We start from the raw sequence: 26,737 nt of genomic DNA on the forward strand, positions 1-26,737 counted from the left end.
AAATAGCTGAATATCAAGCATGAGAATGCTCCTTGAAAAAAGGAGTATAAGATCATACTTTTAAGTCAAGGTAAAGTTCGTGATCTTGCCCTGGGATTACAGCAGCCTTGCATCTTTACATGCGGGAATTGCGAGGGTTAATTTAAACTCACCGTTTAAATAATAATGTGCTTGCTGACTATTTTTAAAGTTAGGACCTCCGCGATAACCACGAAGTATTTTAGTTAACATAGAGTAAGCCTTCTACTTTCTAAAAATGCCATTTACATACTTATTACTATAAAAACGAGTATAAGCAGTGCCGATTTTTATATATTTAGTCGAGTTTTTTATAGCAGCATATAAGATTAATTTACTTTAAAACGTTAAAAATACGACGACACTTAAGTTTTAAAATTACATTTAACACTCTATTTCATTTATTAAACTCTTTTTAATCTGTTTTTTACATAGGTTTGTTGTAAAATTAACGGCTTAACATTTGTGTGCTTGTATTTACACATGTTATTACTGGTTAAATATTCAAACCAATTAAAGTAGATCTTATGATTTTTTATATTATTGGGTTAAGTACGCTTGTGATTATTTTGTGCGTGGCAATTTATGTAATTTATAGCAATATACATAAAAGCCGGGTAAGAAAGTCAAATGAATACAACGTACTGTTTGATACAGACACGATAGTGGATGAGCTAATCAATCAACTAACAGAAAAAGATCAAACTCAAGAAAACGAAGAAGAAACAGCTAAAGGCAAAGAAGAAATCCTCGCAACATTTGTTCAACTACATCGTTCTGGTAGTTTTTGTGCACATTTAAGTGAACAGGAAATCATTTTCTTTGTTAAAAAGAAATTAAACATGGAGAGTAATAAAAATGGCTAGCGAACAGAATGTGGTTCCTGCACAAAATAGCGATTCTTTTATGGATCGATTTGGTCGTCGTAATATAATTATTGGTGCTTCGATAATTGTTGTATTAGCAGTTATTGCAACACTTACATCGCAAGTAATTTCGTGGAATGAAGCTGATGAACGTTTGGTTCACCAATCAGCTTTTACAGGTAACTTAACCGTAATAAATCAGGCTGGTCCTTATTTAAAAGCGTTTGGTACTACATCGGCTTATAAAAAAGTAATTTCGATTAACTTTACCGGTGACGCAGGCGCAACAGCAAGCGCAATTGTACCGTTAATACCGATTCGATTTTTAGATACGACAACGGGCGGCGCAAGAGGTGTTTCTCGCTTTAGATTACCAGGCAATGTACCTGCAGCTGAATCGGGTTCTTTACGCGGTTTGCTTAAAATACACGAAGAGTTTGGTTCACAAGAAACATTAATATCTAACTTGTTGATGCGTGCGACCACTGAAAATGTAAAAGCGTCGGCGCGTATGATGTCGGTAGAGCAACATTACTCTGGTGGTAATGGTCAGTTAAGCCAAGATTTTGCTGATCAATTAACTAACGGTATTTTTGTTACTGAACAAATTATTAGTACGGGTGAACGTGATAAATCTGACGATTTGGGTAATTTAAGTAAGCAGCAGCGTGTAACTATTAATATTAAAATGGACGATGAAGGTAATGCGCTACGTAATGCTCCTATTTTAGGTGCATATGGTATTACAGTAGTTGATGCCAGTATTATTGATATTGATTACGAGAGCAAAGTAAATGCTCGTCTTGAGGCGCAAAAACAAGCCGCAGCTGATGAAGCATTAGCACGTCAAAATCTTAAAAAAGCAGAGCAGCAAGCACGTACTGAAGTTGCTTTAGGTGAGCAAGCAATTGCTAAGCAACGTGCTGAATCAGAAAAGCTTAAAATTAAAGAGCAAATTGATGCTGAGCGAATTAAGGCAAATGCTATTATTTCTGCGCAGCAACGTGTTGCTGTAAAAGCGGAACTTGCAAAAGAGCAAGAAGAGATTTTAAAGCAACAACGCTTAGAAGCATTAGGTATGGACGTTTTAGCTGAGGCTCGTTTAAGAGCTAAGTCTGCGGCACTTGACCCTAAGTATGTATTTGATGAAACGTTAAAAGCAGAAGTTAAAATTCAAACCGCTTTATTTACGAGTTTAGGCAATAGCCGTTTAGTGCCTGAAATTGTAATTGGCGCGAGCCAAGGTGAGCAAAGCAATGGCTCTGAATTTATGCGCTTATTAGCCGCTGACGCTGCATTAAGCCTTAAAAAACGTTTAGAAAAAGAGAAAAAATAAACGATTTACTAAATATATAAACAATATTGAGGCATAGCCTTTAAATACTTAGCTTTTAAATATTATTATATAAACAATAAAAACGCTGACCAATAAGCATTGGTCAGCGTTTTTTATTGTGCGTATTTTGCTATTGTACTGTTTAGGTAAGCTTTGTGGCTTATTAAACATGTATTTAGGTAATAAAAGGTAAATAGTGAGCAGTTATGGATTCGAACAGTAATCAATTTATTTTAGATTTAGGGCAAGAGCATATTACTATTCAACGACGATATGAGGCGTTAGGTGCATTGAACGATTTTTTTATTGCGGTGTGGTTTTTAATTGGTAGTTTTTTCTTTTTAAATGATGCATTAGTGCAAAGTGGTACGTGGTTGTTTATAGCGGGTAGTGCTCAATTACTTATAAAACCTGTTTTGAAGTTGATCAGCTTAGTACATGTTAGTCGGGTGTTTCATTCAAATAAAACACCATAAATACGACTCATGATGAGTTCAGTTATTATGGCTAATAATTTACCTGTATAGGTAAATTATTTATTATCCAGAGTTCAGGTTAGTTATTAAATATCAAGGATAGAAAAGTGAAAGTACTTAAATGGATTACAATTGGTATAGCTACTTTATTAATTATAGGCTTACTAATTCCCGAAAAAATAATGATTCCTGTACAAGGTGCTACAAGTAAGGATTGGAACCATAATACGTTTTGGTATGAACCTTGGGGTAGGTCGGGTGTGCACAAAGGAATTGATATTTTTGGTAAAAAAATACCCCCGTAGTTGCCTCAACAAGCGGTGTTGTTATATTTGCAGGTGAGTTAACCCGTGGTGGTAATGTGGTTGCGGTGCTTGGACCCAAATGGCGAATACATTACTTTGCACATTTAAATAATTACTCAGTAAATACCGGTGATATGGTTAGTATAAATAGCCAGATTGGTTTATTAGGTGATACAGGAAATGCGGCGGGAAAACAGCCTCATGTACATTACTCTATTTTATCGTTGGTGCCCATGCCGTGGCTTTTTACAACGCAAAGCCAAGGGTGGAAAAAAATGTTTTTTTTAAGCCCTCATAAAAAACTTACCAAGTAACCAACAATAATATTCACGATAAAGTTATGTTTTTATCAAAATTATATAAATATTCATAATTTTATATAAAAATATTGGTTTATTTATAAGTCAGCTTTACTGAATAGTAATGTTTTTTCAGAAATAACCTACCTACTTTAAGTAACTTGGCTTTTCGTTTTAGAAATGGTCTTTTTTTAATAAGTCATTGTTATAAAAGTAAAAGTTAATATTTTAAATGTGAAATGTAAAAAAATAAAAATACACGAATAAAGTATGAATAAATTAATGTTTTGAGTTATCCCTAAAAGTAGCATTATATTTTTTATAAGTTACTTTTTAAGTTGATAACAGGTGTTAACAATTTTGACTTTAGTCTATTTTTATTTAAAATCAACGCTAAATTTATATTAATAATACTAAAAAAGACAAATATTGAGCATAACTTGCGTTGTGAATAACTCGATATTATCTGTGGCTTATTATTACTCCTACCTTAAATACTGTTAAACACGGAATACGATAGTTACTAACTTGTGCAAAAAAAATAAAAAGCGCAAATAAAGGGATTTAAAATGAAATTTAGAATAAAAACGATAGCAGCCTCGTTATTTGGGGCTGGTATTAGCTTATCTGTGTTTGCTGAAGATATAGAACTATATGTAAATCATAATGTAGAAACTGATGAAAAACCACGTGTAATTATTGTGTTTGATACATCGGGAAGTATGAAAAACAAGCTGCCTAATGGTATTAAAAAAGTAGATGCCGGTATAAGTGCGATGAGTCAGTTGGTTAAGGATAATGACTCTATTGATTTTGGTTTGATGCGCTTTAGAAAAAATGAAGGTGGTTATATTATGGCAGGACTTGGCTCTGCTCATAGTACGATTTTAAGCCAAATATACGCTTTACCAGCCGCTGGTAGCACTCCGGTAACAGAAACACTATGGGAAGCTTATTTGTACTTAACAGGTCAAAAAGTTGAGTATGGTAAAAAGTCAGATGAACGTGACTTTTTAGCTGAAACCGGAACGTCAAATAACGATAATAACTCTCGGTATATTTCTCCATTTACTCAAGCAGTTGGTTCTGATGTACGTTGTGATAATTCAATAAATTTAATTTTAATGACCGACGGCGACCCTCAAAGTGATACTCAGAGTAATACTGATATAGAAGATCTTTATAAATCTACTTTTGGTTCATATCCTACTACAACAAGTAGTAGTTATTTAGCCGCTTTAGCCCAGATTATTCATGGAACAAAAGACGTTGAGATAGATTTATATGATACCACTGCAGATATAGCTGACACTGGGCGAGTTTTTACGATTGGTTTTGGTGATGGTATGAGCACTAAAGGCAAAAAGTTATTAGAAAAAACAGCTCTATTAGGTGGTGGTGAGTATTTACACGCAGATACCTCAGAAGAGCTTTCAGAGGCATTGAATAACACGATTTCAAAAATACGAGAAGTTAATGATAGTTTTTCGTCTCCTTCGGTAGCAAGTAATAATGTAGATCAAACTCGTAGTCGCGAATCTATTTATTTCGCAATGTTTTACCCAGAAACCGGTGCACGCTGGAGCGGCAACTTAAAAAAACTTAAAGTATCTGGCTCTAATATTTTAGATTCTGATGACAACATTGCCATTGATAACAATGGGTTAATAGATGAAAAAGCACGCACTTTTTGGTTGCCAGACAATAAGCCAGCAGATGGTAATTTAGTTGCTCAGGGCGGGGTTAATTTACTCTTATCGACTCTTGATTCTGATAAACGTAAAATTTACATTGATAGAGCAGGCAGTATTGTTGACTTTAACATTGAGAATGTCGAAAAAGTTTTAAATTTAGATACAAGTACAGCAACTGATCTTGTGCCAGGCACAGCTTTAACATTAGATCTAAAGGATGTTAATTGGGCAAGAGGCATTGATGTTGATGACGAAGATGCTGATAGCATATCCACTGAGCAACGCTCTGATATTTTTGGAGATCCGCTTCACTCTAAGCCAGTATCAATAGATTACGGTGATGGGAGTATTCGTATACTAGTTGGGACTAACGCTGGCTTTTTGCATATGTTTAAAGATAAAGGCGAGACTGTTGAAGAAGAATGGGCCTTTACACCAGCTGCACTATTAAAAAACATTCCAGCGTTACGTTCAAATTTAGCCAATACCAAAGTGTATGGAATGGATGGACCTATCAGTGTTTACTTTAATAACAAAAGTTTAAATAGCGAAGGTTTAAATGATGGTGTTGTTAAAGCGAGCGAAGGTGATGAGGTTTGGGCATTTGCAGGTATGCGCCGTGGTGGAAGAAATTATTATGCCTTGGATATCAGCACTCCCGAACAACCTTTAAAGTTATGGAATAAACCTATTATTGGTGGGTCAGAAGAGTTTAAGTATTTAGGGCAAACATGGTCTAAACCTCAAGTTGCATATATTAAAGCGTTTGGTAATGAGCCATTGCTAGTATTTGGTGCGGGCTACGACGTTAATAAAGACAATGCACTAAGATCAAATGATTCTATCGGACGTGGTATTTATATTGTTAAAGCTAAAACGGGTGAAAAAGTATGGGCTCTTACTCCCGAAGAAAATAGCTTTACCGGTGAGCACAGTATTGCTGCCGATGTAACGACTCTTGATTCTAACTACGACGGATATATTGACCGAATATACGCAACCGACACCGGTGGCAATATTTGGCGAGTGGATATGCCAACTGATAATAAGGATGATATTACCCACTTTAAACTTGCAGAATTAGGAAGCACTTTAGCTTCACAAGACAGGCGCTTTTTTTATAAACCGTTAGTTGCTAGAACTATTTTTAGCAAAGCGACTAAAACGAGTGTTGATGGCAAAATTGTTACTACGCGTTTAGATACCCCTTACGATGCAATAGTAATAGGAAGTGGTAATCGTTCAAATCCACTTGCAACTAATGAGCAAGACCAACTCTTTATGATCCGTGATGAAAATACATTAACTAAATCTTTTGATGAGTTTCCTGTTCCTATTCAAATTGATGACTTAATGAAAATGAACGATGACCCTTTTGGTAACAAGCTTGATGATGTTGAAGGGTTTATTAACCTTGAAGTAGATTTAGGCGCATTTAAAGGTTGGCGTTATGAGTTGGGTACAGGTGAAAAGTCACTGGCGGCAGCAACAGTTGTAGGCGGCGTAGCTTACTTTACTTCTTTTACACCGGCATCGGTATCATCAACTCAAAACCAGTGTTCGCTAACTGGCGGTGGTGGCTCGCTTTATGCCTTTCATCTTCATTATGGTACTAAGGTTTACGAAGATTTAAAATTTACTACCAGTTATGATGTACCAGATACTCCACAGTTATTTTTTGGTGAAGGCCCTTCGTGCGTTGATTCAAATAATAATGGCTATTGTGATACGACTAGTGGAATAGAAGATATTGAAGTAACGCAAGTTAGTAAGTTCTATTTAATAGGTCCTGGTATTGAAGGATCGAATAAACCCATTCAACCAATTGAAGTACTTGGTCCTAATTTAAAAGTTGTTGATGGTAAAATTGAGCTGACTGATAAAAATAAAATGCTCGGTATTGGGTTTAATACGCAACAAACTTATATTTTTAAACGAGAAGAATACGGCTCAATGGCTGATTAAAATATATTGCTTATAAATACAAACCCACCTAAATAAGGTGGGTTTTGTTTTTAATATTATCCTGCTACAGGGTTTTTACCTGCGCGAATATTTTTAATGCTTTTAATAAACATGTAAATACAGGTAGTGATTAAACAGCCTGCTAAATAAAACACAATACCGTTTGGTGCATCAGATAAATGTGCAGCAAGCATAGGGCCAAATACCGAGCCAATGCTGTAACTTAAAAGCATAACCTCAGTTGCCGAGACTATTTTTGCCATTGGCAGGGAGTCGCACGCAAGCGTAATTGCAATTGGGTAAAGTGCAAAGCTGCATGCGCCCAATATTAAGTAACTTACTATTAATCCGCCCAATGTTGTTGCTTGTAATATACCCACAGCGCCCACGGCACCTACTAAACAAAATAAACCCATCAGTAAGCTTTTTTCAAGCCGAGTAGATAAGTAACTCACAAGCGGCTGCACTACCATGCCACCTAAAATAATAACGGCCATGAGCGTACCTGTGTATTGAGCTTGATCAGCTTGCGCTGCAATATACACCGGCATTAAGCCATAAATAGGACCTAATAATAAGCCCGACGCTAAGCATCCGAGCATTGCAGGGTGGCTTAGTGTTTTTATTTCTTTTAGTGGTAGTTTTTCAAGATGCTGTTTTTCGGGCTGACCTTTGGTTATTAATAAAGGCGCTAAAATAGCTAAAAATAATAACGAGGCTACAAATAAATAAGGCGTTGAACCTTCGGTGCCAAGCGGCCCTATAGCAAGTTGACCAACCGCGCTGCCCCCATAAAGTGAGGTCATGTATAAGCCCAAACGTTTAGCCCGCGACTTTGCCGTATTGGTCATTAACAACCAAGACTCAACAACTACAAATACACCAGCAACAGCAATGCCCGCTACAAATCGTGCAATTAACCAGTTAACGGTATTTGGCAGCGCAAGTTGTGCGATCACGCTGACTATTAATAGGCTTAAAAATAATATAAAAGCGAAGCGATGACCAATTTTTACCACAATGCGTTCTATTGTGGTTGCGCCAATAAGTAAGCCAAAGTAAAAAATACTCGCAAGCCAAGGCGCTAGGTTTTCATCGAGTTTAAATGCGGGTAACGACAGCGGAATAAGGCTCATTAAAAAGCCCGAGGCAATAGCAAAAAACGACAGCCCTATAACAGGCGCTAAAGGGTTGTTTTTGGGGCTTGTGGCGGCTAATTCGGCCATTTGTATTTATCGACTCTTGAAGGTAAATAACCACTGTTTTAAAGTTTGAGAGGTTACTTTAATAATAAAATTTGCGCGAATTTAGAGCCAAATTAAAGATAAGTAAAGTGATTTTTTATTAAACAATATAAATAAACTTTAAAACGATCACTTTGGTAAAATATCGGATCTATTATGCTTTTTATTGTAGTTTTTTTATGTAGATATTGTTTTATATTTGTGAGCATTTATTAGGGCGTGTTGATCTTTGTGGATTGAAATTTGTTCAATCTAGGGGCGATTTAATCGCGGCGCGAGGTTTGTAACCTAGCGGGCTAAGTAAAAACCGAGCAACAAAGAGTTAATCGTCCCTAGAAAGAACCCAAAGGGCAGCGCATGTTTGGCATTTATGCTGCGTTATCGCCTATTTATGGGGAATAACCACACTACATAGGCTCTGCCTTGCTTAAATACCAGACAGTCTGCTGCAAAATCAATCACGAAAGGTCAACACGCCCTAATGTTAAACCCTATGTAGAATAGGGTTTAACAGTTTTTAAAGTGATTAAATTAACACTTATTTGTTTATTGCATTGCTACCGCAAGGTGGTGATATAAACCAATACCAACAATCACATTAAACGGAAAAGTTACACCGAGTGAACTCAGCATAGCAAGACCAATATCGGCTTTAGGAATTGCCGCTTTTATTGCAGCGGGCGCGGCTATGTAAGAGGCGCTGGCTACTAAGCTTCCCAATATAACTACCGAGCCTAATTCTAAATTTAAAAGTGTGCCTACTGTTACGCCAATCGTGCCTAAAAATAGCGGGGTTACAATAGCAAATACGGCTAGTTTCCAATGTTTCCATGGGATAGGACGAAGAGTTTGCGCCGCTACTAAACCCATTTCTAGTAAAAATAAGGCAAGTACAACCTTAAAGCTATTTGTTAAAAGGCTCGTTACTTGGCTGCCTTCAACTGTGCCGTACATCATTCCGATGATTACACCACCGATGAGCAAAATTACGCTTTTGTTTGTGAGAGTTTCGTGCCAAAGCGCTTTTAACGAGGGTTCACTTTTTTGGCTGTTTTGTTTATCAAGTTTTCGGTAAAGCAATAAACCAACAATGATTGCAGGAAGTTCTAGCATCACTAAATACAGGGTTACTTCTGCGCCTACTACCAACTTAGCCGACTCGGCGTAGGCGAGTGCAACAGCAAATGTACCTGCACTCACTGAGCCGTAATGCGCGGCAATACTGGCGCTATTAGCAACAGAGAGTTTAATCACGTATTTTAAAATAGGGTAAAGCATGAGGGGTATAAATGCACCAAGCAGCATTACCGACCCCATTTCGGGCAGTAGTTGCCAGCTTAAGTTACCGTGCAGTACCATTCCGCCTTTTAAGCCTATGGTTAACATGAGCAATAAACTTAATGTGTCGTAGGTGGCTTTTGGAATGGCCAAGTCAGAGCGTAAAATACCCGCTACTAATCCTAAAATAAAAAACATAACAACAATATCTGGCACTGGCTTTCCTTACTAAATGGTAAATTAAGTGGCGCTATTGTAGATAAAACTTTGTATAGTAAATAATAAAATAAATACGAGTTATATATAGATAGTTATCTATGGAGTTGTTAACTAAGTAAGAGGCTATGAGGTAGGTATGGATTTACGACATATATCGTTTAGGTTGCTTGAAGTATTTATGAGCGTGGTTAAAACGGGTTCAATAAGCGAAACTGCAAGGCGTTTACACTTAACACAGCCAACGGTATCGCTACAAATAAAGCGATTACAAGAAGCAGTAGGCGAGCCATTACTCCTTATACAACAGCAAAAGTTACACGTGACCGATGCAGGACTTGAGCTATTTAAAACATGCCAACAGGTATTTGGACACTTTGAAGACTACCAAGATTTTTTAACCGAGCTTAATGGCGGAGCGCGCGGCCGTTGTAAAATCGCAATGGTTAATACCGCGCAATATATTCTACCAAAACTGCTTGGACCTTATAGTAATTTACATCCCCATGTTGAGCTTCCGCTTGAAATAGGTAACAGGGCAGAGGTGCTTGATAGGTTTGAGCGAGGAGAGGACGATATTTATGTATTTAGCCACCCGCCGTCGCTTGAACACGCACAAGCTGCGCGCTTTTTGCATAATCCACTAGAATTTATAGTGCCGCTAAATCATCCGTTAGCTCACGTAAAAGCCGTTAAATTAACTGATTTAATGCCGTATCGCTTTTTACTGCGAGAAAATGGCTCAGCAACACGTATGTTATTTGAAAGCGAACTACAAAGCCGAGGGTTAGTGCTGAGCGATAGTGTGCAAATGGCGAGTAATGAAGCAATACGCGTCGCGGTTGCATCGGGTATGGGCATTGCGGTTTTATCACGCCATGTACTTGCAACAGACGATACTAGTTTTAAAGTGTTAAACGTAAGCGATGCCCATTTGGCGAGTCAGTGGTATTTTGTAATGCGAACAGATAGGCACATATCGCATGCTGCACGTAACTTTTTAAAGTTTGCGCAGCAACACGTAGAGCAATATTTAGATACGCAGTGGGTACGTAACGAGTTACATAAATTAGATTTAAATTAGGTTTAAAGTTAATTAATGTCGGGTGTTGAGTCTCTTAAAATAAGCTTTGGCTGAAACACATGATTTACTGTTATGCCGCTTTTTTTGTAAATGTCTTTAAGCACTAAGTTAGCCGCAGCTCTGCCCATTTCGGGAACTGGGTTATCTATTGTAGTAAGCGTTGGGTAGAGGTAATTGGTAAAAATTACGTTATCGAACCCAATAATGGCTAAATCTTTTGGTAAGTTAAAACCGTGCTCTCGGGCGTATTTCATGGCACCCGATGCCATTTCGTCATTGGCGCATACAAGGGCGGTTATTTGCGCTTTATTTTGAATAAAATGCCTTAAGCCATCGCTGCCGCCGGTTTCTTTAAAGTCGCCTATGTAAAATAGCTTTTCGTCAAAGGTTAGGTTGTATTCTGCTAATGCCTGTTTGTGACCTTTTAAACGATTTGACGCATCTTCTTTAAACTGCGGGCCTGCTATGTACGCAATGTTTTTATGACCTTTGTTGATCATGGCTTTAGTGGCTAAGTAGCCGCCCATGACGTTGTCGAGGCTAATGCAGTTTTCTTCAATTTCTTTAACGTAGCGGCTCATTAAGTAAATAGGGGTTTTACCTTTACTTAGCTCAATCAAGTACTCGTTTGATACTGCTTCTACGTGAGCAATAATAGCGTCGCAATTACGGCTTATTAAAAACTCAAAGCCGTTTTTTTCTTTTTTCTCGTCACTGTGCCCAGGGGTAATAATAACGTGTTTACCCGCAATACGAAGATGCTCTTCAATGGCTGACATCATCTGACCAAAAAACGGACCATCCAATTCAGAAACTAAAATACCTACGCTGTTTGTAGTGCTAGACGCCAAAGAGCGTGCAATAGAACTTGGCTGATAGCCTAGTTCTTTCATTGCTTCTAATACCTTTTTTTTAGTTTTTTTGCTTACGTAGTCGTTGTCGTTAAGTACCCTTGAAACAGTTGATAAAGACACACCTGCCATTTCTGATACTTGATAAATTGTCGCCATTGATGTCCTAGCTTATATGTGTTTTTACTCGCGCTTTATAAAAATATAAAGCGCGAAGAATCATTAAAAGTTAATTTACACATTACTGCGTCTAATTGCTAAGTCTTCTGTTATTTTTTGCGTCATCGCTGAGGTTAGCGGATAAATAAGCATCAATGCGGCACCTAAAAAAGCAAATGCGGCGGGTATCCAGCTCATAAGTAACTGCATACCAGGTAGGGCTTGTGTAATTGTTAGCTCATCCATGCCGTTATAGCCGTAGCCTGCAAGTACCACTAATACTAATGCACCTGCAAAACCACCACCGGTTTTTTGCACAAATGTACCCGCAGAATAAATAAGGCCTGTAGCGCGGCGTTTGTTTTTCCACTCTGAATAATCGGCTGAATCACCAAGCATACTAAAAAATAATGTTGGCATCATTGCGGCAAAAAATTCAGCAGCGCAACCAAAGGTAAATACAGCAACTAGGTTATCGCTAGGCACCCAGTAAAATGCAGTAGTGAGTATGCCGCTTAGCATTAATGATGCAATAAATAGGTTTCGTTTACCCATAATTTCGGCCAGTTTACCTGTGGCAAGTGCGCCTAATATAGATACAACCAACAAGGCAATAAAGTATTGCCCAGCCATGAGTTCATTGGCTACGTGGTACTTAAAGTAGTACGCAATTACACCGTATTTTATGCCATTAAACATCATGGTTAAAAAACCAATGCCAAGTAATACCAACCAAGGTTTATTGGTCAGAAGATCAACCATGTCGCGCTGTGATCCCGTTAAGCTTTGCTTATCTTTATTGAGTAATTTTTTAATAACGAATGTCATTGCTGCCATAACAAGGGCAAAAAATACGCCGCTGTATAAATCGCGGTAATAAAAAAACAAGGTAGTAGCAAGCAAAGGTAGGATTATAAATGGCAGGCTTTTGGTTAAATCAAATAACTCTGATTTTAAATTGCCTTCATTTGAGGCGTGCGGTGTTACACGTTCTTTAGTGGTCGCAAACGTTATAATCATTAAAATAATAAGTAAGCTGGCAAATAAGTACATAGTAAGCTGATAGCCTTTGGCATCGTCGCCGCCACCAAAAAAAGCCACTAGCTCAGGTAAAAAACCCATCACTAATAAACCACCAGTAAAGGCACCAGCAAACCTAAAACCAGAGAGCTTTGTGCGCTCTGTATCGTCGGGTGTCATTACGCCCATAAGTGCCGAGTAGGGTACGTTACTTACGGTGTAAGCAAGCGTTAAACCAATGTAGGTTACGTAGGCATAAATAAGTTTATTGGTGGTACTAAAGTCGGGGGTAGTAAAACACAGCACCATAAACAAGCCCAAAAACGGTGCTGAGTAGAGTATCCATGGACGGAATTTACCAAAGCGCGACTGCGTTCTGTCGGCAATCATACCCATAATAATATCGGTTACGCCATCAGATAGCCTTACAACCAAAAATAACATGGCAGCGGCTGCAGCCGATATGCCAAATGTATCGGTGTAAAACACCGCTAAATAAGCAAGCGCACCGCGCCATACTAAGTTAGCGCCGGCATCGCCCATAGCGTAACCGACTTTTTCGTATAAAGGGAGTTTGTTCACAGTGTGTGTTCTTATTGTTATAAGCCGATAATTTATCGGCTTGTTATTAGTTTACTGTACGCTTTACCGCTGGCTTTAACAGTTCGTTTTTGTGTGGTGTAGTCTACGTGTACTATGCCAAAGCGTTTTAAATATCCCTCTGCCCATTCAAAGTTATCCATTAGGCTCCACGCAAAGTAACCATCTACTTTTACGCCTTGCTCTGCTGCGTTATGTAGGGCATTTAAATGCTCGTGGTAATATTCAATACGGTCGTTATCGTTCACTTCACCGTCTTTAAATTCGTCAGCCATGGCTGCACCGTTTTCGGTAATATAAATAGATGGTAGGGTGTATTTTTCGTTTAACGATACAAGTAACTCTGTAAGCGCTTTAGGGTAAATTTCCCAACCTATATCGGTCATTGGCGCTTTATGTGGCAGCTCATGGTAAAAGTCGGTTTCGCTTGCTTGATAATGCATGCGGGTATAAAAATTAACGCCTAAATAATCCAGTGGTTGAGCAATTATTTCCATATCGCTCTCTAAAATGTCTGGGCGGTGGGCTTTAGGTAACTGCTTAATAATATCAGGGTATTTACCTTGCATTACAGGCTGCATGTACCATTGGTTTATATAGTCATCAGCAAATGCAGTGGCTTTTAAATCTTCTTCGCATTGGGTAACTGAATAACAAGGCGTAAAGTTAAGTACAATACCGTTTAGTGTATTTGGACTGTTTTTAGCAAGTACTTGCATAGCTAACCCATGACCAAGTAATAAATGATGAGCGGCTTTACGACCAAATTCGCGCCCTACAATACCAGGTGCATGTACGCCTATTTCGTAACCTAAAAAAGAGCTGCAAAACGGTTCGTTTAAAGTAGCGTAAGAGTGCACACGATCCCCAAATGCTTTTGTAATTAAATCTGCGTAATGGGCAAATTCGTAAGCGGTGTTACGGTTTAACCAGCCACCTTCGTCTTCAATATGTTGTGGTAAATCCCAGTGGTACAAAGTGACAAAAGCTTTAATATTACGACGTTTTAACTCATCTAAAATATCGGTGTAAAACTTAACGCCTTTAGGGTTTAACTGCCCATTTAAGGTCATTACGCGTGGCCACGAAATAGAAAGTCTGTAAGCGTCTACGCCTAATGATTCAATTAGTTCTATATCATCTTCCCAGCGAGTGTAATGTTCACATGCTACATCGCCATTCGAATTATCAACAATTTTGCCTTCTTTACTGCAAAAGGTATCCCAAATACACGGCAAGCGATCGGCTGCACCACCTTCAATTTGAAATGAGGCTGTAGCTACACCAAAAGTAAAGTTTTTAGCTAAAAGTGGTGAGCCACTAGGTAAAGATAATTGTTTCATTAAGAGAAAACCCCTGTTTTCTTTGTAGTAAATTTGGCTTTTATTTATATTTTATAAATTGCATAAGTGGAAGCCCTTCCATATTTAATTTAATTAATCTCAAGCAATGGTCTTTAATGACTTTAAGGAAGCGCTTCCATATTTAGGTTAGTGGCTATTGATAAGCAGGTCAATAGTTAAATTTAAATAAATAAAAGTTGTTGTGTGTACCCAAAACCCTTAGTAATAAGGGCTTTTTTATGCTGGGCAATATTGTTTTAAAAACTCATGATGAGACGGTAATTGGCTTACGCGTTGCTCTATTTGTTGCTTAATACCGTGTAAAAAGCGGGTGAGTTCTTCATCACTCATCATGCTGGCTATTAAGTGATGTTGATTAGGCTCAATACCTTGGCCAAGCATAACTTGCACCCACGAGTCGACTCTAAAAATGTCGCCATCGTCTAAAAATACACGGCCGGTTTGCTTAAACAAATTAATTTTATGTTGAAGTGTTTTTGGCACCTCCATCGCACTACAGTGTTGCCAAAACTCGCTGTCATTGCGATTAGTTACTTTGTAGTGCAGCACAATAAAGTCGCGAATATTTTCAATTTCGCTTTTAAGCTGTTTGTTGTATTCGTCAATTGCGTGATTGGTAATGCCATTAAACGGAAATAAACGCATAAAGCGAATAATACCTGACATAATTAAGTGAATGCTGGTGGACTCAAGTGGCTCTACAAAACCGCTAGCAAGGCCAAGCGCTAGGCAGTTTTTGTTCCAGCCTTTTAAGCGACGCCCTGTTTTAAATTTAATAATACGGGGCTCTGTAAGCGGCTCGCCCTCAATGTTATTTAACAGCAACGCTTTGGCTTGTTCGTCATCCATATATTGGCTGCAATAAACTAATCCGTTGCCTACACGGTTTTGCAGCGGTATACGCCATTGCCAGCCGCTTTTGTGGGCAATAGAGCGGGTAAGTGGCAATACGGTATCGCTGGTTGATTTTGTTTGCACCGCAATGGCGCTGTTACACGGTAGTAAATGCGACCAGTCTTCGTAGCCAGTATGCAATGCTTGCTCTATTAATAAGCCTCTAAAGCCGGTGCAATCAATAAAAAAGTCGCCGTTAATGTGCTCGCCATTATTTAAAGTAAGTGATTCTATATGGCCCGTTTTAGGGTTTTTTATTACTTTTTGTATTTTACCTTCAATGCGTTTTACGCCTAATGGCTCTGAAAATTCACGTAAAAACTGCGCGTAACGTGTGGCATCCATATGGTAAGCATAGTTAATGGGGTTTTGCTGATTAAACGCAAATTTACCGCTTTTAGCAGCTTGCAGCTCGTAGCAGTAATCGCCAAATGGGTTGTTTATTCCTAAAGTTTTACCTTGCAACCAAAAGTGATGAAATTCACCCGCCCAACATTCTTTGCCCGTTGCGCCAAATGAGTGAATATAATGCGTGTTTTCATCGCCCCAGTTTTCAAAGCTAATACCTAATTTAAAACTGGCTTGAGTGGCTTTCATAAATGCTTGCTCGTTTATACCCAGCAATTTATGAAATGTACGAATAGGCGGAATTGTTGCTTCGCCAACACCTACAGTGCCAATATCGTCAGATTCAACAAGGGTTATGTTTATATTGTTACCAACTAGTTTAGCAAGTGCCGCTGCGGCCATCCAACCGGCAGTGCCGCCTCCAGCAATTACTACGTTTTTAACAGCGTTTGTTTTAGTCATTATGTGGCTGCCCATTATTTGATAAAAGGTGATTTAAAAGCGCGCGATTACTTGGCAGTCGATTTAAACACTGCGCTATTTTTTCGCGATTTTGTTGATAATAGTAATCCCCAGCACGTGGGTCGTTAAATGTATTTTGTGCAGATACTATTTGTGTATTAAAGCCCATGCCATATAAAACGTATTGATAACTGCTTGATGAAAACACTTCTTCGTTTTCAATAAAATCAAAGCGGCTAGGGGGCTGAAATTGCCAAAGTTTAAGTAAGTTTTGCAGGCGCTCGGGTGCGGTATTTAAATTACTAATATCTTGCCAATAAGGAGTGTCGTCGCGCTCGCTTAACACATAATGAAGTTTTAAAAACTCAATAACGCGCTGCCAACGAGTGCTAAAACGGTTATTAAAACGCGTTTCAAGCTGGCTCATGTGTGTGCGGTTTTGCGGTAGTTGCTCGCTTATCATGCTAATCGAAAGCTCAACCATAGCAAGAGCTGACGCTTCTAGTGGCTCTAAAAAGCCAGCAGACATACCCACGGCAACACAGTTTTTAATCCAAAATTGTTGCCTGTAACCAGGGCTGAATTTTAATACGCGGTAGTTAAGTTGCTCAGCTTGTTGCTCACTGGTGCTTTTGGCTATGTAGCTTTTTAGTGTATTTGTTGCGCTTTCATCACTTTGATATTTATTACTAAATACATAACCTGTACCACGGCGCGTTGGCAGGGCTATATCCCAAATCCAACCGTTACTTTGCGCTGTAGATAGCGTAGCAGAGGCAATTGGTTGATCGGTGTGTGCATTAGGTATTTGCGCCGCAACAGCGCTGTTATTAAATAAAATATGATCTTGCGCTATAAACTCACTATTAAAATGCTCACCTATTAAACGAGCACGAGAGCCTGAGCAATCTATAAATAAATCACCTATTATATTGCCATTATTATTTGTTTTTAATGAGGCAATATAGCCATGCTCGTCGTTAATAACCTCGGTTACATCGTCAATAATATGTGTAACGTTTAGGTTTTTAACGCAGTGATTTTTTAAAAACTCAGCAAATTTACCCGCATCTAAATGATAACCATAGTTGGTGACCGCAGCATATTCAGGTGTTTGTAATTGCTTTGGTGCAAGTGCTGCTTGGCATACAAAGCTTTGCATATTAACAACGTCGGCAAATTTTTGATCAGGTGCAATACGTTGCCAGCTGGCGTGTAAATTAGTGTGCTCGTAGCCTTGTGGATTCATAAAAGGGTGGTAGTAGTTTTCTCCCTCGCTGAGGTTACGCCAATTTATAAATTTAGAACCTTGCTTAAATGACGCGTCGCACTGGGTTATAAAATCAATTTCTTTAATGCCAATGCGTTGCAGCGTGTTGCGCATTGACGGCCACGTGCCTTCGCCCACGCCCAATATAGGCACATTTGCCGACTCAACTAACGTAACACTAAGGTGCGGGTGTTCAGCGGCTAATAAGCCTGCGCTTAGCCAACCGGCAGTGCCACCACCTAAAACGACTATTTTTGTTATTGGTTTGGTCATGACTTAAAACCCTAATATTGATAACGATTAAACTAGCATTATTATTGTTATAAATAACCTGTACTCAGCTTAAATACAAAAAAGCCGTTAGTAAAAACTAACGGCTTTACTTTGTATTACCTTTAGAAGTTGTAACGCATACCAATATTGTAACGTGCGCCTAGCTGTTGTAGGTTCCACAATTGTACTGACGTGCGACCATGTTCGCGGCTGTTTTGCTCAGTAATGTTAAGGCCTTCAACAAAAAACGATAGTTGTTCGCTGTAGTTGTACGCAACATTAAAGTCTATTTGATAATATTCTTCAGTAAAGCCTGGCTCATTTACGTATCGAGCTGCGCTATTTAAAAACTTATCACGCCAGTTGTAAGCAATACGTGCTTGAAAATCATCGTTTTCGTACATTGCAATAAAGTTAGCTGTATCGCTTAAACCCACTAATGCAAATTGTGTAGTAGTAGGGTCGGCGTTTACATCAAAGTCTATGTCGCCATTAACTGTGGTGTAGTTTGCTTGCACACCAAAGCCGCTTTCACCAAAAAAGTGCTGAAAGGCAACTTCAAAACCATCAATGGTGGCATTTTTATTGTTGGTAGGTACTTGCGCTGTAAATTCTAGTAATGGGTCGTCGCTGTTAGCAATTACATCGTAAGCGGCTTCAAACTCTTCGTAGGTCATAGAGTCAAAATCAACGTTGTTTTCTGTTGCGGCAACCATTTGAAATAAGTTTGAATCGGTTAGGGCAAGTCCGCGAGATTCCAGTTCAGCAATGGCAGCTTGAGCGCGAGGGCCCGCTGTTGCATCGCGTAATCCGTAGTAGTTTTGCGTCATTGGTGTTAAACCAATAAAGTTTTCGATGTCTTTAGTGTAATAACCTACCGACACATAACTTGTTTCTGCAAAGTACCACTCAGCCGATACATCAATATTATCTGATTCAAGCGGCACTAAACCAGGATTACCCGTTGACGCTGTAGCCGGTGAAGAACCCGCTAAAAGAGTAGGGGCGCCTGGTACACCAACAGTCGCTGCTGAACTTAAGTTGTCGTAAGTTGGGCGAGCAATTGTTGTGCTATAAGAAAAACGCGCTTTTACGTTTTCGATTACTTCTATGTCAAAGTCAAAGCTTGGTAAAAAGTGATCGTAGCTAGATTTAAGCGTGAAATCTTCTTTATCTGAGCCAAAACGAACGTTAAAATCGTTATTACCTTCCCACGCTACTGCGTTAGGTAAATCGATATTAGCCGTTGAGGTAATGTCGGTAGACTCTTGGCGCGCGCCAATCACAATGTTGTATGGCATATCGCCAATGTAACCATTGTAAGTAAATTGCACAAACGCTGCGGTTATATCTTCTTCAATGGTGCGGTTAGTTGCAAATGCGCCATCGGCTGCAAAGTTAAAGCCGTATTCATCACCAGCCCAGTAACCAATTTGCGATGCGCTGCCGGTATAACCTTGGTTGTACGAACCAGATGTATCGTAGTCGTCAAACTCAGCTAAAAAGTTTGTTGGGTTTAGGTAGCCATCAGGTAGTTCGCCTGGGTTTTCTATACCCCAGTTACCCATTGTATTACGTGTAAGTGATTGCAGTGAATGGCTTTCCATAGAGCGAGACTCTATACCAAAGTCAATTGCACCGTTTTCAATTTCGTATTTACCATGGATTCTAAATTCTGTGATTTCAGACTCTTGGCGAGCAAAGTTAGAATCTAAAATAGACGTACCCACATCAGAGGCATCTAACGTATTATTACAATTTAGATTGTCTCGGCGGCAATCATCAAAATCGATACTCATTGATGGCAGTTCGCGGCTAAAATCAACTTCTTGTGCGTTAACTACGTTTGCGCCCAAGCCTGCGTTTACCCAGCTGCCGTAAGGTGCATCTGGTTTACTAGTGGCTTTTGAATTGTGCGCATCAAACATAAAGCTCAATTCTGAATTGAAATAGTACTCAACGTTTAAACCAATAGAATCGTTTTGATTAACTTGGTTTAGCTCTTGAAACGCTAAACCTAAATCGCGTGTTTGCTGATCGCGACGTTCTTCTCGGTAATAAATAGGGGTTTTTACCGTATTATCGTCAAACGTTAGCGCACTTTTATAGTTATCCATCCATATTGATTGCTCAGCACGGGTTTCGAATAAATCTTGCTTAGAATACGTGTAATCAAGCGTGGCTGTTAAATCGTCAATTGGGCTGTACTGCAGTGTTAATTGCGCGTTTGTACGAGTACGTTCTCTGTCGGCAATGGTGTAGCGCAAATCTGATGGCATTGAATAAAGCTGGCCAACAGCGGGTGCATTAGTTAAAACAATATCGTCTGCAGCTTGTGGAATTGTGCCGTCAAAAGCAGATGTATTCCATTGATTTACAAACGCACCTGTTGACGAGCTATCGCGCTGTTGCATGCTTGCTGTTAACGAAGCACCAAATTTAGCTTCACTGTCGGTCCAGCTAATTAAGCCCGAAAGCTCTGGTGTTATGTCATCACCAACACGGTTTGTTGAGTCGTGTAATGCTTTTACACCTACGCTTGAAATAAAGCCTGGATTGTCGAGTGGGCGAGCCGTATTTATATTAATTGTTGCGCCAATACCACCTGATGCAATACTTGCTTTACCTGTTTTGTATACTTCAACCGACTTAACGCTATCAGACGCTAAGTTTGCAAAGTCAAAAGCACGAGAGCTTGGTGTACCACCGCCTGAAGGCAATGAAGCTGCCGGCATAGTACGACCATTTAGGGTTACCATATTGTAGTCGGGACCAAAACCACGAACAGTTACTTTAGATCCTTCACCATTTGAACGATCAATCGACACACCTGTAATACGCTGTAGCGACTCGGCTAAGTTGGTATCAGGGAATTTACCAATATCTTCAGCTGATATTGCATCTACAACACCTGCAGCGTCGCGTTTTAACCGAGTTGACTCTTTAATACTGCTTTTAAAACCAGTAACTTGAATTACTTCAACATCTGTATTTGCTTCTTGTGCATATACAGGTAAAGAGATTGATGCGCCTAAAATCAGAGATAGGCTGGTCGCTATCTTTGTTTTTCTTACAATATGGTTGGACATTCGGTTTCCCTCGCACTTTTATCATTATTATTAACAGCTGTATGGGGCTGTTATTGTGTAATTATAAACATTGTCAAATGTATGGAAGCGCTTCCAGAAGTGCGTAAATAAGTGATCTTGTGGAAGCGCTTCCAGAAATGCTAGTTTATATTTTAAATAGGGTCAACTATTGTTTTAATAAAATGAGACTAAATTGTTCTTAAAATGTATTATTTTTAGATGTAAAATAATTTAATTTAGTTATTACAGATACTTATTGAGTTTCATTTTTGGATAAATTTGTAACAACTTTTTGTTATAAAAAATTGATTATTGGTCAATTTAGTTATTTAGTTATTTAAGTATTTAACACTTTGCAATAAAAGAGGGTTTAACTAAATGTTAATTTGTATTTGGCAACGATATAGCAAATTGACTGGCGGGTTTACTAACTTTACTAAGGCGCAAATTTAGTGGTGACAAATATTATTATTAAAAATACTCCCGATCAAAAACAAAATTTAAGCCTACTCCAAAATATATATTGAAAAGCTAATCTAAAAATCTAAAAATCTAAAAATCTAAAAATCTAAAAATCTAAAAATCTAAAAATCTAAAAATCTAAAAATCTAAAAATCTAAAAATATCGCTATATCTCATATTATAAATTGCTCTTTAAAAGACCAACAATTGTTTAAAAAATCGTTAATTAAATCACCAAAAAGTAACGTAGGTTTTGCATAAGATGGTTTAACTATAAAGTTATCAAATATTGTGTATAAGAGTGTTGCGAGTACCTTATTTTGTCGCTATTTTAAAGGCTCTATCTCATATGGATTTTTTATGAACATTAAATTTTTAGCGAGTTTTTATTCTTTTTTCTTATTGGCATTGTTTGGTTGCGATAATCAAAGTACATCAATACAAGGTAAGCCTCAGCTAAATAATAATGCAAGTAATACGTCAATAGACTTTGATGCAAATGCACCTGCTGCTATTCAAATAAGTGAGCCGGCTTTAGTTGTTGGATTGGTAGGCACGCATTGCAAAAGTGATGAAACAGCTTACATTAACGCTAAAATGCACAAAGTTATTCGCTCCATTGACGAATCAATTGTTTATAAGCTTGAGCCTTCTGATAACGTGTTATCTATTTGCGTTGCAAAAGACGACTCTTCGCTTAGTTATCGCTTTGGTCGAATTGATGACATGGGGCTTGAAAAACTAGCGACTGCAGAGGCGCCATTTGGCAGTTACTACAGGCAAGTAGGGCGTGTTGGTGAAAGCATTCTATTTTTTAGTAATGGTGAGTACCATTATTATATTATTAACTCTGGTGGCATGGGCAGCGGCGTAACCGTTAATGTTTTTAAAAATGACACGCTTATAACTGAGTTGTTTTCGGGTAACGACCCTTACGATGATTTTGTTATAGCAACCGGTTTAAACTTACCTAAAAAACTGGTCCGCGAAACACAGCCCTTTAATAAAAGAATGCAGTAAATAATGACCCCTCAACAGCAAAACGTGATTGAACAAGGGCACTGGTTTAAAAAACGTAGCCCTTACTTAAAAAGTTTTTTATTAACGCAGGGTAAAACCCTCTCGCTTAAAGCCCAGCAGTCATTATTTTTACGTGGTGATAAGCACGATGGAATTTATGCAGTACTTAGTGGTGTAGTACGTATTAGTGGCGTAAGTAACGAAGGTAAAGAAGCTGTACTTAGTTTTATTGATTCGTCACTTTGGTTTGGCGAGGTAACTTTATTTGATGGTGGCCTGCGCACTCACGATGTATACGCACAAACAGACGTAGTGCTTTTTTATGTTTCACACCGTGCGCTTGAACCGCTTTTAAATGAACAACCACAATATTGGCAAGAATTTGGATTATTACTGGCGCAAAAATTACGCCTTATGTTTACTTCAATGGAAGATCACGCATTATTAAGTGCTGAGCAAAAAATATGTAATCGACTTTTAATGCTTAGCGAACATACAGAGCATTTAACTCCGCTTGTTTTATCTCAACAGCAACTCGCTGATATGACCTACCTAACACGCCAAACTATTAATCAAATACTGCAACAACTCGTTAGCTTACAAGCTATTAGCTTAGGGTATCAACGAATTACTGTTTTAGATAAACAAAAGTTACAGGCCCGTGCTACACAAGCTTAAATAAAGACTACTTTATTTAGTTGGAACCAAAATTGCTACAAACTATGTAACGCAACAATGGATTTGAGCTAATGACTACAATAACCTTTAAAAATCAATACAGTAATTATAACTCTCCTACAGTAAATAAAGCGGCAGGTCTAAGCGACGTTGCGGCAACTAATACCCTCCCTAACGAAAAAACAAATGATGTTAAAGGCATTAGCTCAACGCCTAAAGATCAAACGTTTTTAGAACGTGCTCAAGAAGCGCTGGTTTATCAACGTTTAGGTGTAAACAAAGACAAAATAGACGAGCTAAAAGCAGCAATAGAAGAGCTTACTAAAGAGCTCACTAAAAAACAGCAAGGTGAGGGCGCAGACCCTAGCGTAATTGCTGATAAAATCGAGGAACTTCAAAAAATGCTCGAGCAAGAGTATCAACAAGGCTCAGATCGTATGGGTATGAAAACCGAGCATGAGCAAGGGAAGATTATTTCTGCATTTGTTTAATTTACAAAATGTCGGATACCTGACATTGTTGCTGTACTTACTTTTGCTAAAGTAAGTTTTCATATAAAAATAAAGGCAACACAATGAAAACACTTCAACAGCAGCTTGGTAAATATGGTTTGTATCATCGTTCTAAGCGTAATGTACTAACGCACTTTTTTGGTATTCCGTTAATTGTATTTGCAGTGCTGTGTTTACTAGCACGCATTCAAATACCTATTGGTGGTTTTGTTACTGATAACTTAATGATTAATAGCTTTGTAATTGATGGCGCACAACTTTTTGTATTAGCGTCGGTTGTTTATTATTTTATGCTGAGCTTTTCGCTCGGCTTTATTATGGCCGTAATATTTACTTTACTCCTTGTTGGTGCTCAACCTATTGCAGCAATGGCGTTTTGGCCTTGGTTAAGTATTGGCGTAGGTGTGTTTGTATTTGGCTGGGTATTACAGTTTATTGGGCACTATTACGAAGGTAAAAAACCTGCGTTTGTAGATGACCTAATTGGCTTAATTATTGGACCTTTGTATGTAATGGTTGAGCTCCTCTTTTTAATGGGTTTTTATAAAACATTAGAAAACGAAGTAAACGCAATAGCAGGCCCTACAAAGGCATAAAGCATTTTACTAACTACCTTAATAAAACCTAATAAATAACAAAAAAGGGCAGATAACGTATGCAGTATAATAATAAAACAGTGTGGATCACCGGTGCATCGTCAGGTATTGGAAAAGAGCTTGCTATACAGTTTGCCCAGCTTGGTGCACGCGTTATTTTATCGGCGCGTAATGTAGATAAACTAAACGATTTAAAAGCAACGCTTAAAGGCGAAGGGCACTTAGTTATGCCGCTGGACTTAGCCCAGCCAGAGCACGTATTAAGCACAATAACAGCAAAAATGAGTGAGCTTCCTGCAATTGATATTTTAATTAATAACGGCGGCGTATCGCAGCGCAGTTTATTTTTAGAAAACGATTTTAACGTGTACCGCCAATTAATGGAGGTTAATTACTTTGGCTTAATTGCACTTACTAAAGCTGTATTGCCTGCTATGGTGGCAAGGCGCAGCGGCTCGATTGTGTCTATTAGTAGCGTGGCGGGTAAAGTAGGTTCAAAATTTAGAACGGGTTATTCGGGCTCTAAATATGCGGTTGTTGGCTTTATGGATTGCCTACGCGCAGAGGTTAGCGAGCATAACATTCATTGCTTAACAATTTGCCCTGGTTCTATAAAAACAGCAATTGCGCATAACTCATTAAACGAGCAAGGCATAGCGCAAAATAAACCAGAAGAGTCGATAGAAAATGGCATGGATGTAAGCGTAGCTGCCACAAAAATGATTCGCGCCATTAGCGATAAAAAACACGAAGTGATTGTTGGTAAAGGCTTAAGTGGTTGGGCACCCACAATTAAACGCTTTTTTCCTACTTTGTTTAATCGCATTACAGCAAAAACAAACTATAGGTAGCGTCGCTTATTTCAAAGGCGTAAAATGCCGTAAATTTGATCAATTTAGAAAAGGATTCTAAATGAAATATTTATGGCTGAGCCTGTTTTTTATTGTATTAATTTGGTCTGGTATTAACCCAAAAGATCAATTTACATGGCTGCTTGAAGTTATCCCCGCAATTATTGGTTTAGTGCTGCTAGCAAGCACCTATAGTCACTTTAAACTTACCCCTATTTTATACACTTTTATTTTAGCGCATTGTATTGTGCTGATGATTGGCGGGCACTACACCTACGCCGAAGTCCCTTTGTTCGATAACCTGTTCGGTAGCGAGCGTAATAACTACGACAAAGTAGGGCACTTTTTTCAAGGCTTTGTACCTGCGCTACTAGCGCGCGAAATTTTACTACGCAAAAATGTAGTAAATGGCAAAGGGTGGTTAATCGCCTTTGTTATTTCGGTATGTTTGGCATTTAGTGCGTTTTACGAATTAATAGAGTGGTGGGTTGCGGTTTTAAGCGGCGAAAACGCAGAAGCATTTTTAGGCACTCAAGGTTACGTGTGGGATACCCAATCAGATATGGGATGGGCGCTATTTGGGATAATTTTCTCGTTATTAGTGCTTTCAAAATTACACGATAAACAGCTAAAAAACGTTAAAGATTACTTATAAAAGTAGTGATAAAAACGTCCACTAATCGCATTAAATATTAATGGCTACTCAACTTAGCACAGACAAAAGCAAACTTAACTTTAACGTTATTTATAACTTTATTGCTAATAGCTATTGGGCCAAAGGCATTCCTAAAAGCGTGATGCAATCGGCTATTGATAACTCAATGTGCTTTGGTGTTTACAGCGCTCATAACGAACAAGTTGGCTTTGCCCGAGTAGTGACCGATAAAGCAACCTTTGCCTATTTAGCCGATGTATTTATTGCCACGCACTTGCAAGGAAATGGGCTGAGTAAGTTACTTATTAAAACGATAGTAGAGCACCCTGAGCTACAAGGGCTCAGGCGCTTTTTATTAGCAACTTCTGATGCACATGGCCTTTATGCACAATACGGGTTTAAACCAATAGATAATCCAGCACTGCTAATGCAAATAAATCCTGAGAATGTGTATGGTAAAAAATAATCGTGAGACCTAATAAACGAGGGGAAGAACAAATTCCGTCTAATGTTCTTGTTAGGTTTTGATTGCACCTAGCTACTTGATTTGCCGATATTAAGCTCTAGATTATCAGGCTTAATTGATACATTTGGCAATTCAATTCCATCTAAGTGTTTGTGGTAGCCATCTACAGCACAATTAGCTACCTCAATTAATTTTGAAACTAAAGCCAACAAACCGCCTTTGTCACCTGACAAATAAACCGTGTTGTTATTAACATCTATCTCGATGCAACCAGCATGTTTCGTTTAAAGCGCTTGTATGGATAATAAACCCATCAAATTATTATTTATAACCAAGTTCGGGTAATGTGAGACCCAGGCTTTAGCAGCAACTAAAGCCCTCTTTTG

Annotated in this window: 22 protein-coding genes and 1 pseudogene; 13 read left to right on the plus strand and 10 right to left on the minus strand. The window is 38.5% G+C overall.

Annotated features, from left to right (window positions below):
• Window positions 1–96: 96 nt before the first annotated feature.
• Window positions 97–231 (minus strand): hypothetical protein, encoded by a 135-nt coding sequence (locus GQR56_RS21660; RefSeq protein WP_277344336.1) that lies wholly within the window; start codon window positions 229–231, stop codon window positions 97–99.
• A 314-nt stretch (window positions 232–545) separates the two neighbouring features.
• On the opposite strand from GQR56_RS21660, the gene GQR56_RS18900 reads away from it, so the two are divergent.
• From GQR56_RS18900 to GQR56_RS18920, 5 genes and pseudogenes are all read left to right on the plus strand, one after another.
• The gene (locus tag GQR56_RS18900) at window positions 546–884 is read left to right on the plus strand and encodes a hypothetical protein (protein WP_024612754.1); all 339 of its coding nucleotides are present in this window, start codon (window positions 546–548) and stop codon (window positions 882–884) included.
• A complete protein-coding gene (locus tag GQR56_RS18905) occupies window positions 877–2,220 on the plus strand; it encodes an SPFH domain-containing protein (RefSeq protein WP_166114396.1) in 1,344 nt (447 codons plus the stop codon). The genes GQR56_RS18900 and GQR56_RS18905 overlap by 8 nt, the downstream gene beginning before the upstream one ends.
• 206 nt (window positions 2,221–2,426) lie before the next feature.
• Window positions 2,427–2,696 (plus strand): YrhK family protein, encoded by a 270-nt coding sequence (locus tag GQR56_RS18910; RefSeq protein WP_024612752.1) that lies wholly within the window; start codon window positions 2,427–2,429, stop codon window positions 2,694–2,696.
• A 107-nt stretch (window positions 2,697–2,803) separates the two neighbouring features.
• Window positions 2,804–3,315, plus strand: a pseudogene (locus tag GQR56_RS18915) (M23 family metallopeptidase).
• 554 nt (window positions 3,316–3,869) lie between these two features.
• Window positions 3,870–6,959, plus strand: a complete 3,090-nt coding sequence (locus GQR56_RS18920; protein WP_166114399.1) for a PilC/PilY family type IV pilus protein — start codon at window positions 3,870–3,872, stop codon at window positions 6,957–6,959.
• A gap of 56 nt (window positions 6,960–7,015) precedes the next feature.
• Here GQR56_RS18920 and GQR56_RS18925 read toward each other — a convergent pair whose 3' ends face one another.
• Together GQR56_RS18925 and GQR56_RS18930 are read right to left on the minus strand one after the other, a co-directional pair.
• Window positions 7,016–8,185, minus strand: a complete 1,170-nt coding sequence (locus GQR56_RS18925) for an MFS transporter (RefSeq protein WP_166114402.1) — start codon at window positions 8,183–8,185, stop codon at window positions 7,016–7,018.
• Window positions 8,186–8,749: 564 nt separating this feature from the next.
• Entirely contained in the window at window positions 8,750–9,697 is a 948-nt protein-coding gene (locus GQR56_RS18930) for a sodium-dependent bicarbonate transport family permease (protein WP_166114405.1), read from the minus strand.
• 139 nt (window positions 9,698–9,836) lie between these two features.
• Between GQR56_RS18930 and GQR56_RS18935 the strand changes: the two genes are divergently transcribed.
• Complete coding sequence (locus GQR56_RS18935) at window positions 9,837–10,781, plus strand: LysR family transcriptional regulator (RefSeq protein ID WP_166114408.1); 945 nt, start codon at window positions 9,837–9,839, stop codon at window positions 10,779–10,781.
• A gap of 8 nt (window positions 10,782–10,789) precedes the next feature.
• Here the strand turns inward: GQR56_RS18935 and GQR56_RS18940 are convergent, their stop codons facing one another.
• The 6 genes from GQR56_RS18940 to GQR56_RS18965 form a co-directional block, all read right to left on the minus strand.
• On the minus strand, window positions 10,790–11,791 hold the full coding sequence (locus GQR56_RS18940) for a LacI family DNA-binding transcriptional regulator (RefSeq protein WP_024612561.1): 1,002 nt from the start codon (window positions 11,789–11,791) through the stop codon (window positions 10,790–10,792).
• 75 nt (window positions 11,792–11,866) lie between these two features.
• Window positions 11,867–13,393: an MFS transporter gene (locus tag GQR56_RS18945; RefSeq protein WP_165741114.1), complete on the minus strand. Its 1,527-nt coding sequence runs from the start codon at window positions 13,391–13,393 to the stop codon at window positions 11,867–11,869.
• Between the two features lie 32 nt (window positions 13,394–13,425).
• On the minus strand, window positions 13,426–14,754 hold the full coding sequence (locus GQR56_RS18950; protein WP_166114411.1) for a GH1 family beta-glucosidase: 1,329 nt from the start codon (window positions 14,752–14,754) through the stop codon (window positions 13,426–13,428).
• A gap of 237 nt (window positions 14,755–14,991) precedes the next feature.
• A complete protein-coding gene (locus GQR56_RS18955) occupies window positions 14,992–16,479 on the minus strand; it encodes a tryptophan halogenase family protein (protein WP_166114414.1) in 1,488 nt (495 codons plus the stop codon).
• Window positions 16,472–18,022, minus strand: a complete 1,551-nt coding sequence (locus GQR56_RS18960; RefSeq protein ID WP_166114417.1) for a tryptophan halogenase family protein — start codon at window positions 18,020–18,022, stop codon at window positions 16,472–16,474. The genes GQR56_RS18955 and GQR56_RS18960 overlap by 8 nt, the downstream gene beginning before the upstream one ends.
• A 122-nt stretch (window positions 18,023–18,144) precedes the next feature.
• Entirely contained in the window at window positions 18,145–21,111 is a 2,967-nt protein-coding gene (locus GQR56_RS18965) for a TonB-dependent receptor (protein WP_166114420.1), read from the minus strand.
• Window positions 21,112–21,933: 822 nt separating this feature from the next.
• Between GQR56_RS18965 and GQR56_RS18970 the strand changes: the two genes are divergently transcribed.
• From GQR56_RS18970 to GQR56_RS19000, 7 genes are all read left to right on the plus strand, one after another.
• Window positions 21,934–22,593, plus strand: coding sequence for a hypothetical protein (locus GQR56_RS18970; protein ID WP_024612775.1), 660 nt, complete (start codon window positions 21,934–21,936; stop codon window positions 22,591–22,593).
• Window positions 22,594–22,596: 3 nt separating this feature from the next.
• Window positions 22,597–23,271, plus strand: coding sequence for a Crp/Fnr family transcriptional regulator (locus tag GQR56_RS18975; RefSeq protein ID WP_024612774.1), 675 nt, complete (start codon window positions 22,597–22,599; stop codon window positions 23,269–23,271).
• Window positions 23,272–23,342: 71 nt separating this feature from the next.
• Complete coding sequence (locus GQR56_RS18980; RefSeq protein ID WP_166114423.1) at window positions 23,343–23,762, plus strand: hypothetical protein; 420 nt, start codon at window positions 23,343–23,345, stop codon at window positions 23,760–23,762.
• 83 nt (window positions 23,763–23,845) lie between these two features.
• Window positions 23,846–24,379: an Mpo1-like protein gene (locus tag GQR56_RS18985; protein ID WP_024612772.1), complete on the plus strand. Its 534-nt coding sequence runs from the start codon at window positions 23,846–23,848 to the stop codon at window positions 24,377–24,379.
• 59 nt (window positions 24,380–24,438) lie between these two features.
• Entirely contained in the window at window positions 24,439–25,230 is a 792-nt protein-coding gene (locus tag GQR56_RS18990) for an SDR family oxidoreductase (RefSeq protein ID WP_024612771.1), read from the plus strand.
• Between the two features lie 61 nt (window positions 25,231–25,291).
• Window positions 25,292–25,885: a DUF2238 domain-containing protein gene (locus GQR56_RS18995; RefSeq protein ID WP_024612770.1), complete on the plus strand. Its 594-nt coding sequence runs from the start codon at window positions 25,292–25,294 to the stop codon at window positions 25,883–25,885.
• A 40-nt stretch (window positions 25,886–25,925) separates the two neighbouring features.
• A complete protein-coding gene (locus GQR56_RS19000) occupies window positions 25,926–26,351 on the plus strand; it encodes a GNAT family N-acetyltransferase (RefSeq protein ID WP_166114426.1) in 426 nt (141 codons plus the stop codon).
• A 68-nt stretch (window positions 26,352–26,419) separates the two neighbouring features.
• On the opposite strand, the gene GQR56_RS19005 is transcribed toward GQR56_RS19000, so the two are convergent.
• Window positions 26,420–26,560, minus strand: coding sequence for a hypothetical protein (locus tag GQR56_RS19005; RefSeq protein WP_166114429.1), 141 nt, complete (start codon window positions 26,558–26,560; stop codon window positions 26,420–26,422).
• Window positions 26,561–26,737 lie beyond the last annotated feature (177 nt).

The sequence above is a fragment of the Pseudoalteromonas sp. Z9A5 genome, from assembly GCF_011378875.1.
Classification (GTDB): domain Bacteria; phylum Pseudomonadota; class Gammaproteobacteria; order Enterobacterales; family Alteromonadaceae; genus Pseudoalteromonas.

What these genes read in the sequence shown, in the direction of transcription:
- GQR56_RS19000 (WP_166114426.1), top strand. Translation starts at nt 25,926, where the DNA reads ATGGCTACTCAACTTAGCACAGACAAAAGCAAACTTAACTTTAACGTT.
- GQR56_RS18980 (WP_166114423.1), top strand. Translation starts at nt 23,343, where the DNA reads ATGACTACAATAACCTTTAAAAATCAATACAGTAATTATAACTCTCCT.
- GQR56_RS18920 (WP_166114399.1), top strand. Translation starts at nt 3,870, where the DNA reads ATGAAATTTAGAATAAAAACGATAGCAGCCTCGTTATTTGGGGCTGGT.
- GQR56_RS18960 (WP_166114417.1), bottom strand. Translation starts at nt 18,022, where the DNA reads ATGACCAAACCAATAACAAAAATAGTCGTTTTAGGTGGTGGCACTGCC.
- GQR56_RS18965 (WP_166114420.1), bottom strand. Translation starts at nt 21,111, where the DNA reads ATGTCCAACCATATTGTAAGAAAAACAAAGATAGCGACCAGCCTATCT.
- GQR56_RS18955 (WP_166114414.1), bottom strand. Translation starts at nt 16,479, where the DNA reads ATGACTAAAACAAACGCTGTTAAAAACGTAGTAATTGCTGGAGGCGGC.
- GQR56_RS18995 (WP_024612770.1), top strand. Translation starts at nt 25,292, where the DNA reads ATGAAATATTTATGGCTGAGCCTGTTTTTTATTGTATTAATTTGGTCT.
- GQR56_RS18990 (WP_024612771.1), top strand. Translation starts at nt 24,439, where the DNA reads ATGCAGTATAATAATAAAACAGTGTGGATCACCGGTGCATCGTCAGGT.
- GQR56_RS18905 (WP_166114396.1), top strand. Translation starts at nt 877, where the DNA reads ATGGCTAGCGAACAGAATGTGGTTCCTGCACAAAATAGCGATTCTTTT.
- GQR56_RS18910 (WP_024612752.1), top strand. Translation starts at nt 2,427, where the DNA reads ATGGATTCGAACAGTAATCAATTTATTTTAGATTTAGGGCAAGAGCAT.
- GQR56_RS18925 (WP_166114402.1), bottom strand. Translation starts at nt 8,185, where the DNA reads ATGGCCGAATTAGCCGCCACAAGCCCCAAAAACAACCCTTTAGCGCCT.
- GQR56_RS21660 (WP_277344336.1), bottom strand. Translation starts at nt 231, where the DNA reads ATGTTAACTAAAATACTTCGTGGTTATCGCGGAGGTCCTAACTTTAAA.
- GQR56_RS18940 (WP_024612561.1), bottom strand. Translation starts at nt 11,791, where the DNA reads ATGGCGACAATTTATCAAGTATCAGAAATGGCAGGTGTGTCTTTATCA.
- GQR56_RS18975 (WP_024612774.1), top strand. Translation starts at nt 22,597, where the DNA reads ATGACCCCTCAACAGCAAAACGTGATTGAACAAGGGCACTGGTTTAAA.
- GQR56_RS18970 (WP_024612775.1), top strand. Translation starts at nt 21,934, where the DNA reads ATGAACATTAAATTTTTAGCGAGTTTTTATTCTTTTTTCTTATTGGCA.
- GQR56_RS18950 (WP_166114411.1), bottom strand. Translation starts at nt 14,754, where the DNA reads ATGAAACAATTATCTTTACCTAGTGGCTCACCACTTTTAGCTAAAAAC.
- GQR56_RS18985 (WP_024612772.1), top strand. Translation starts at nt 23,846, where the DNA reads ATGAAAACACTTCAACAGCAGCTTGGTAAATATGGTTTGTATCATCGT.
- GQR56_RS18935 (WP_166114408.1), top strand. Translation starts at nt 9,837, where the DNA reads ATGGATTTACGACATATATCGTTTAGGTTGCTTGAAGTATTTATGAGC.
- GQR56_RS18900 (WP_024612754.1), top strand. Translation starts at nt 546, where the DNA reads ATGATTTTTTATATTATTGGGTTAAGTACGCTTGTGATTATTTTGTGC.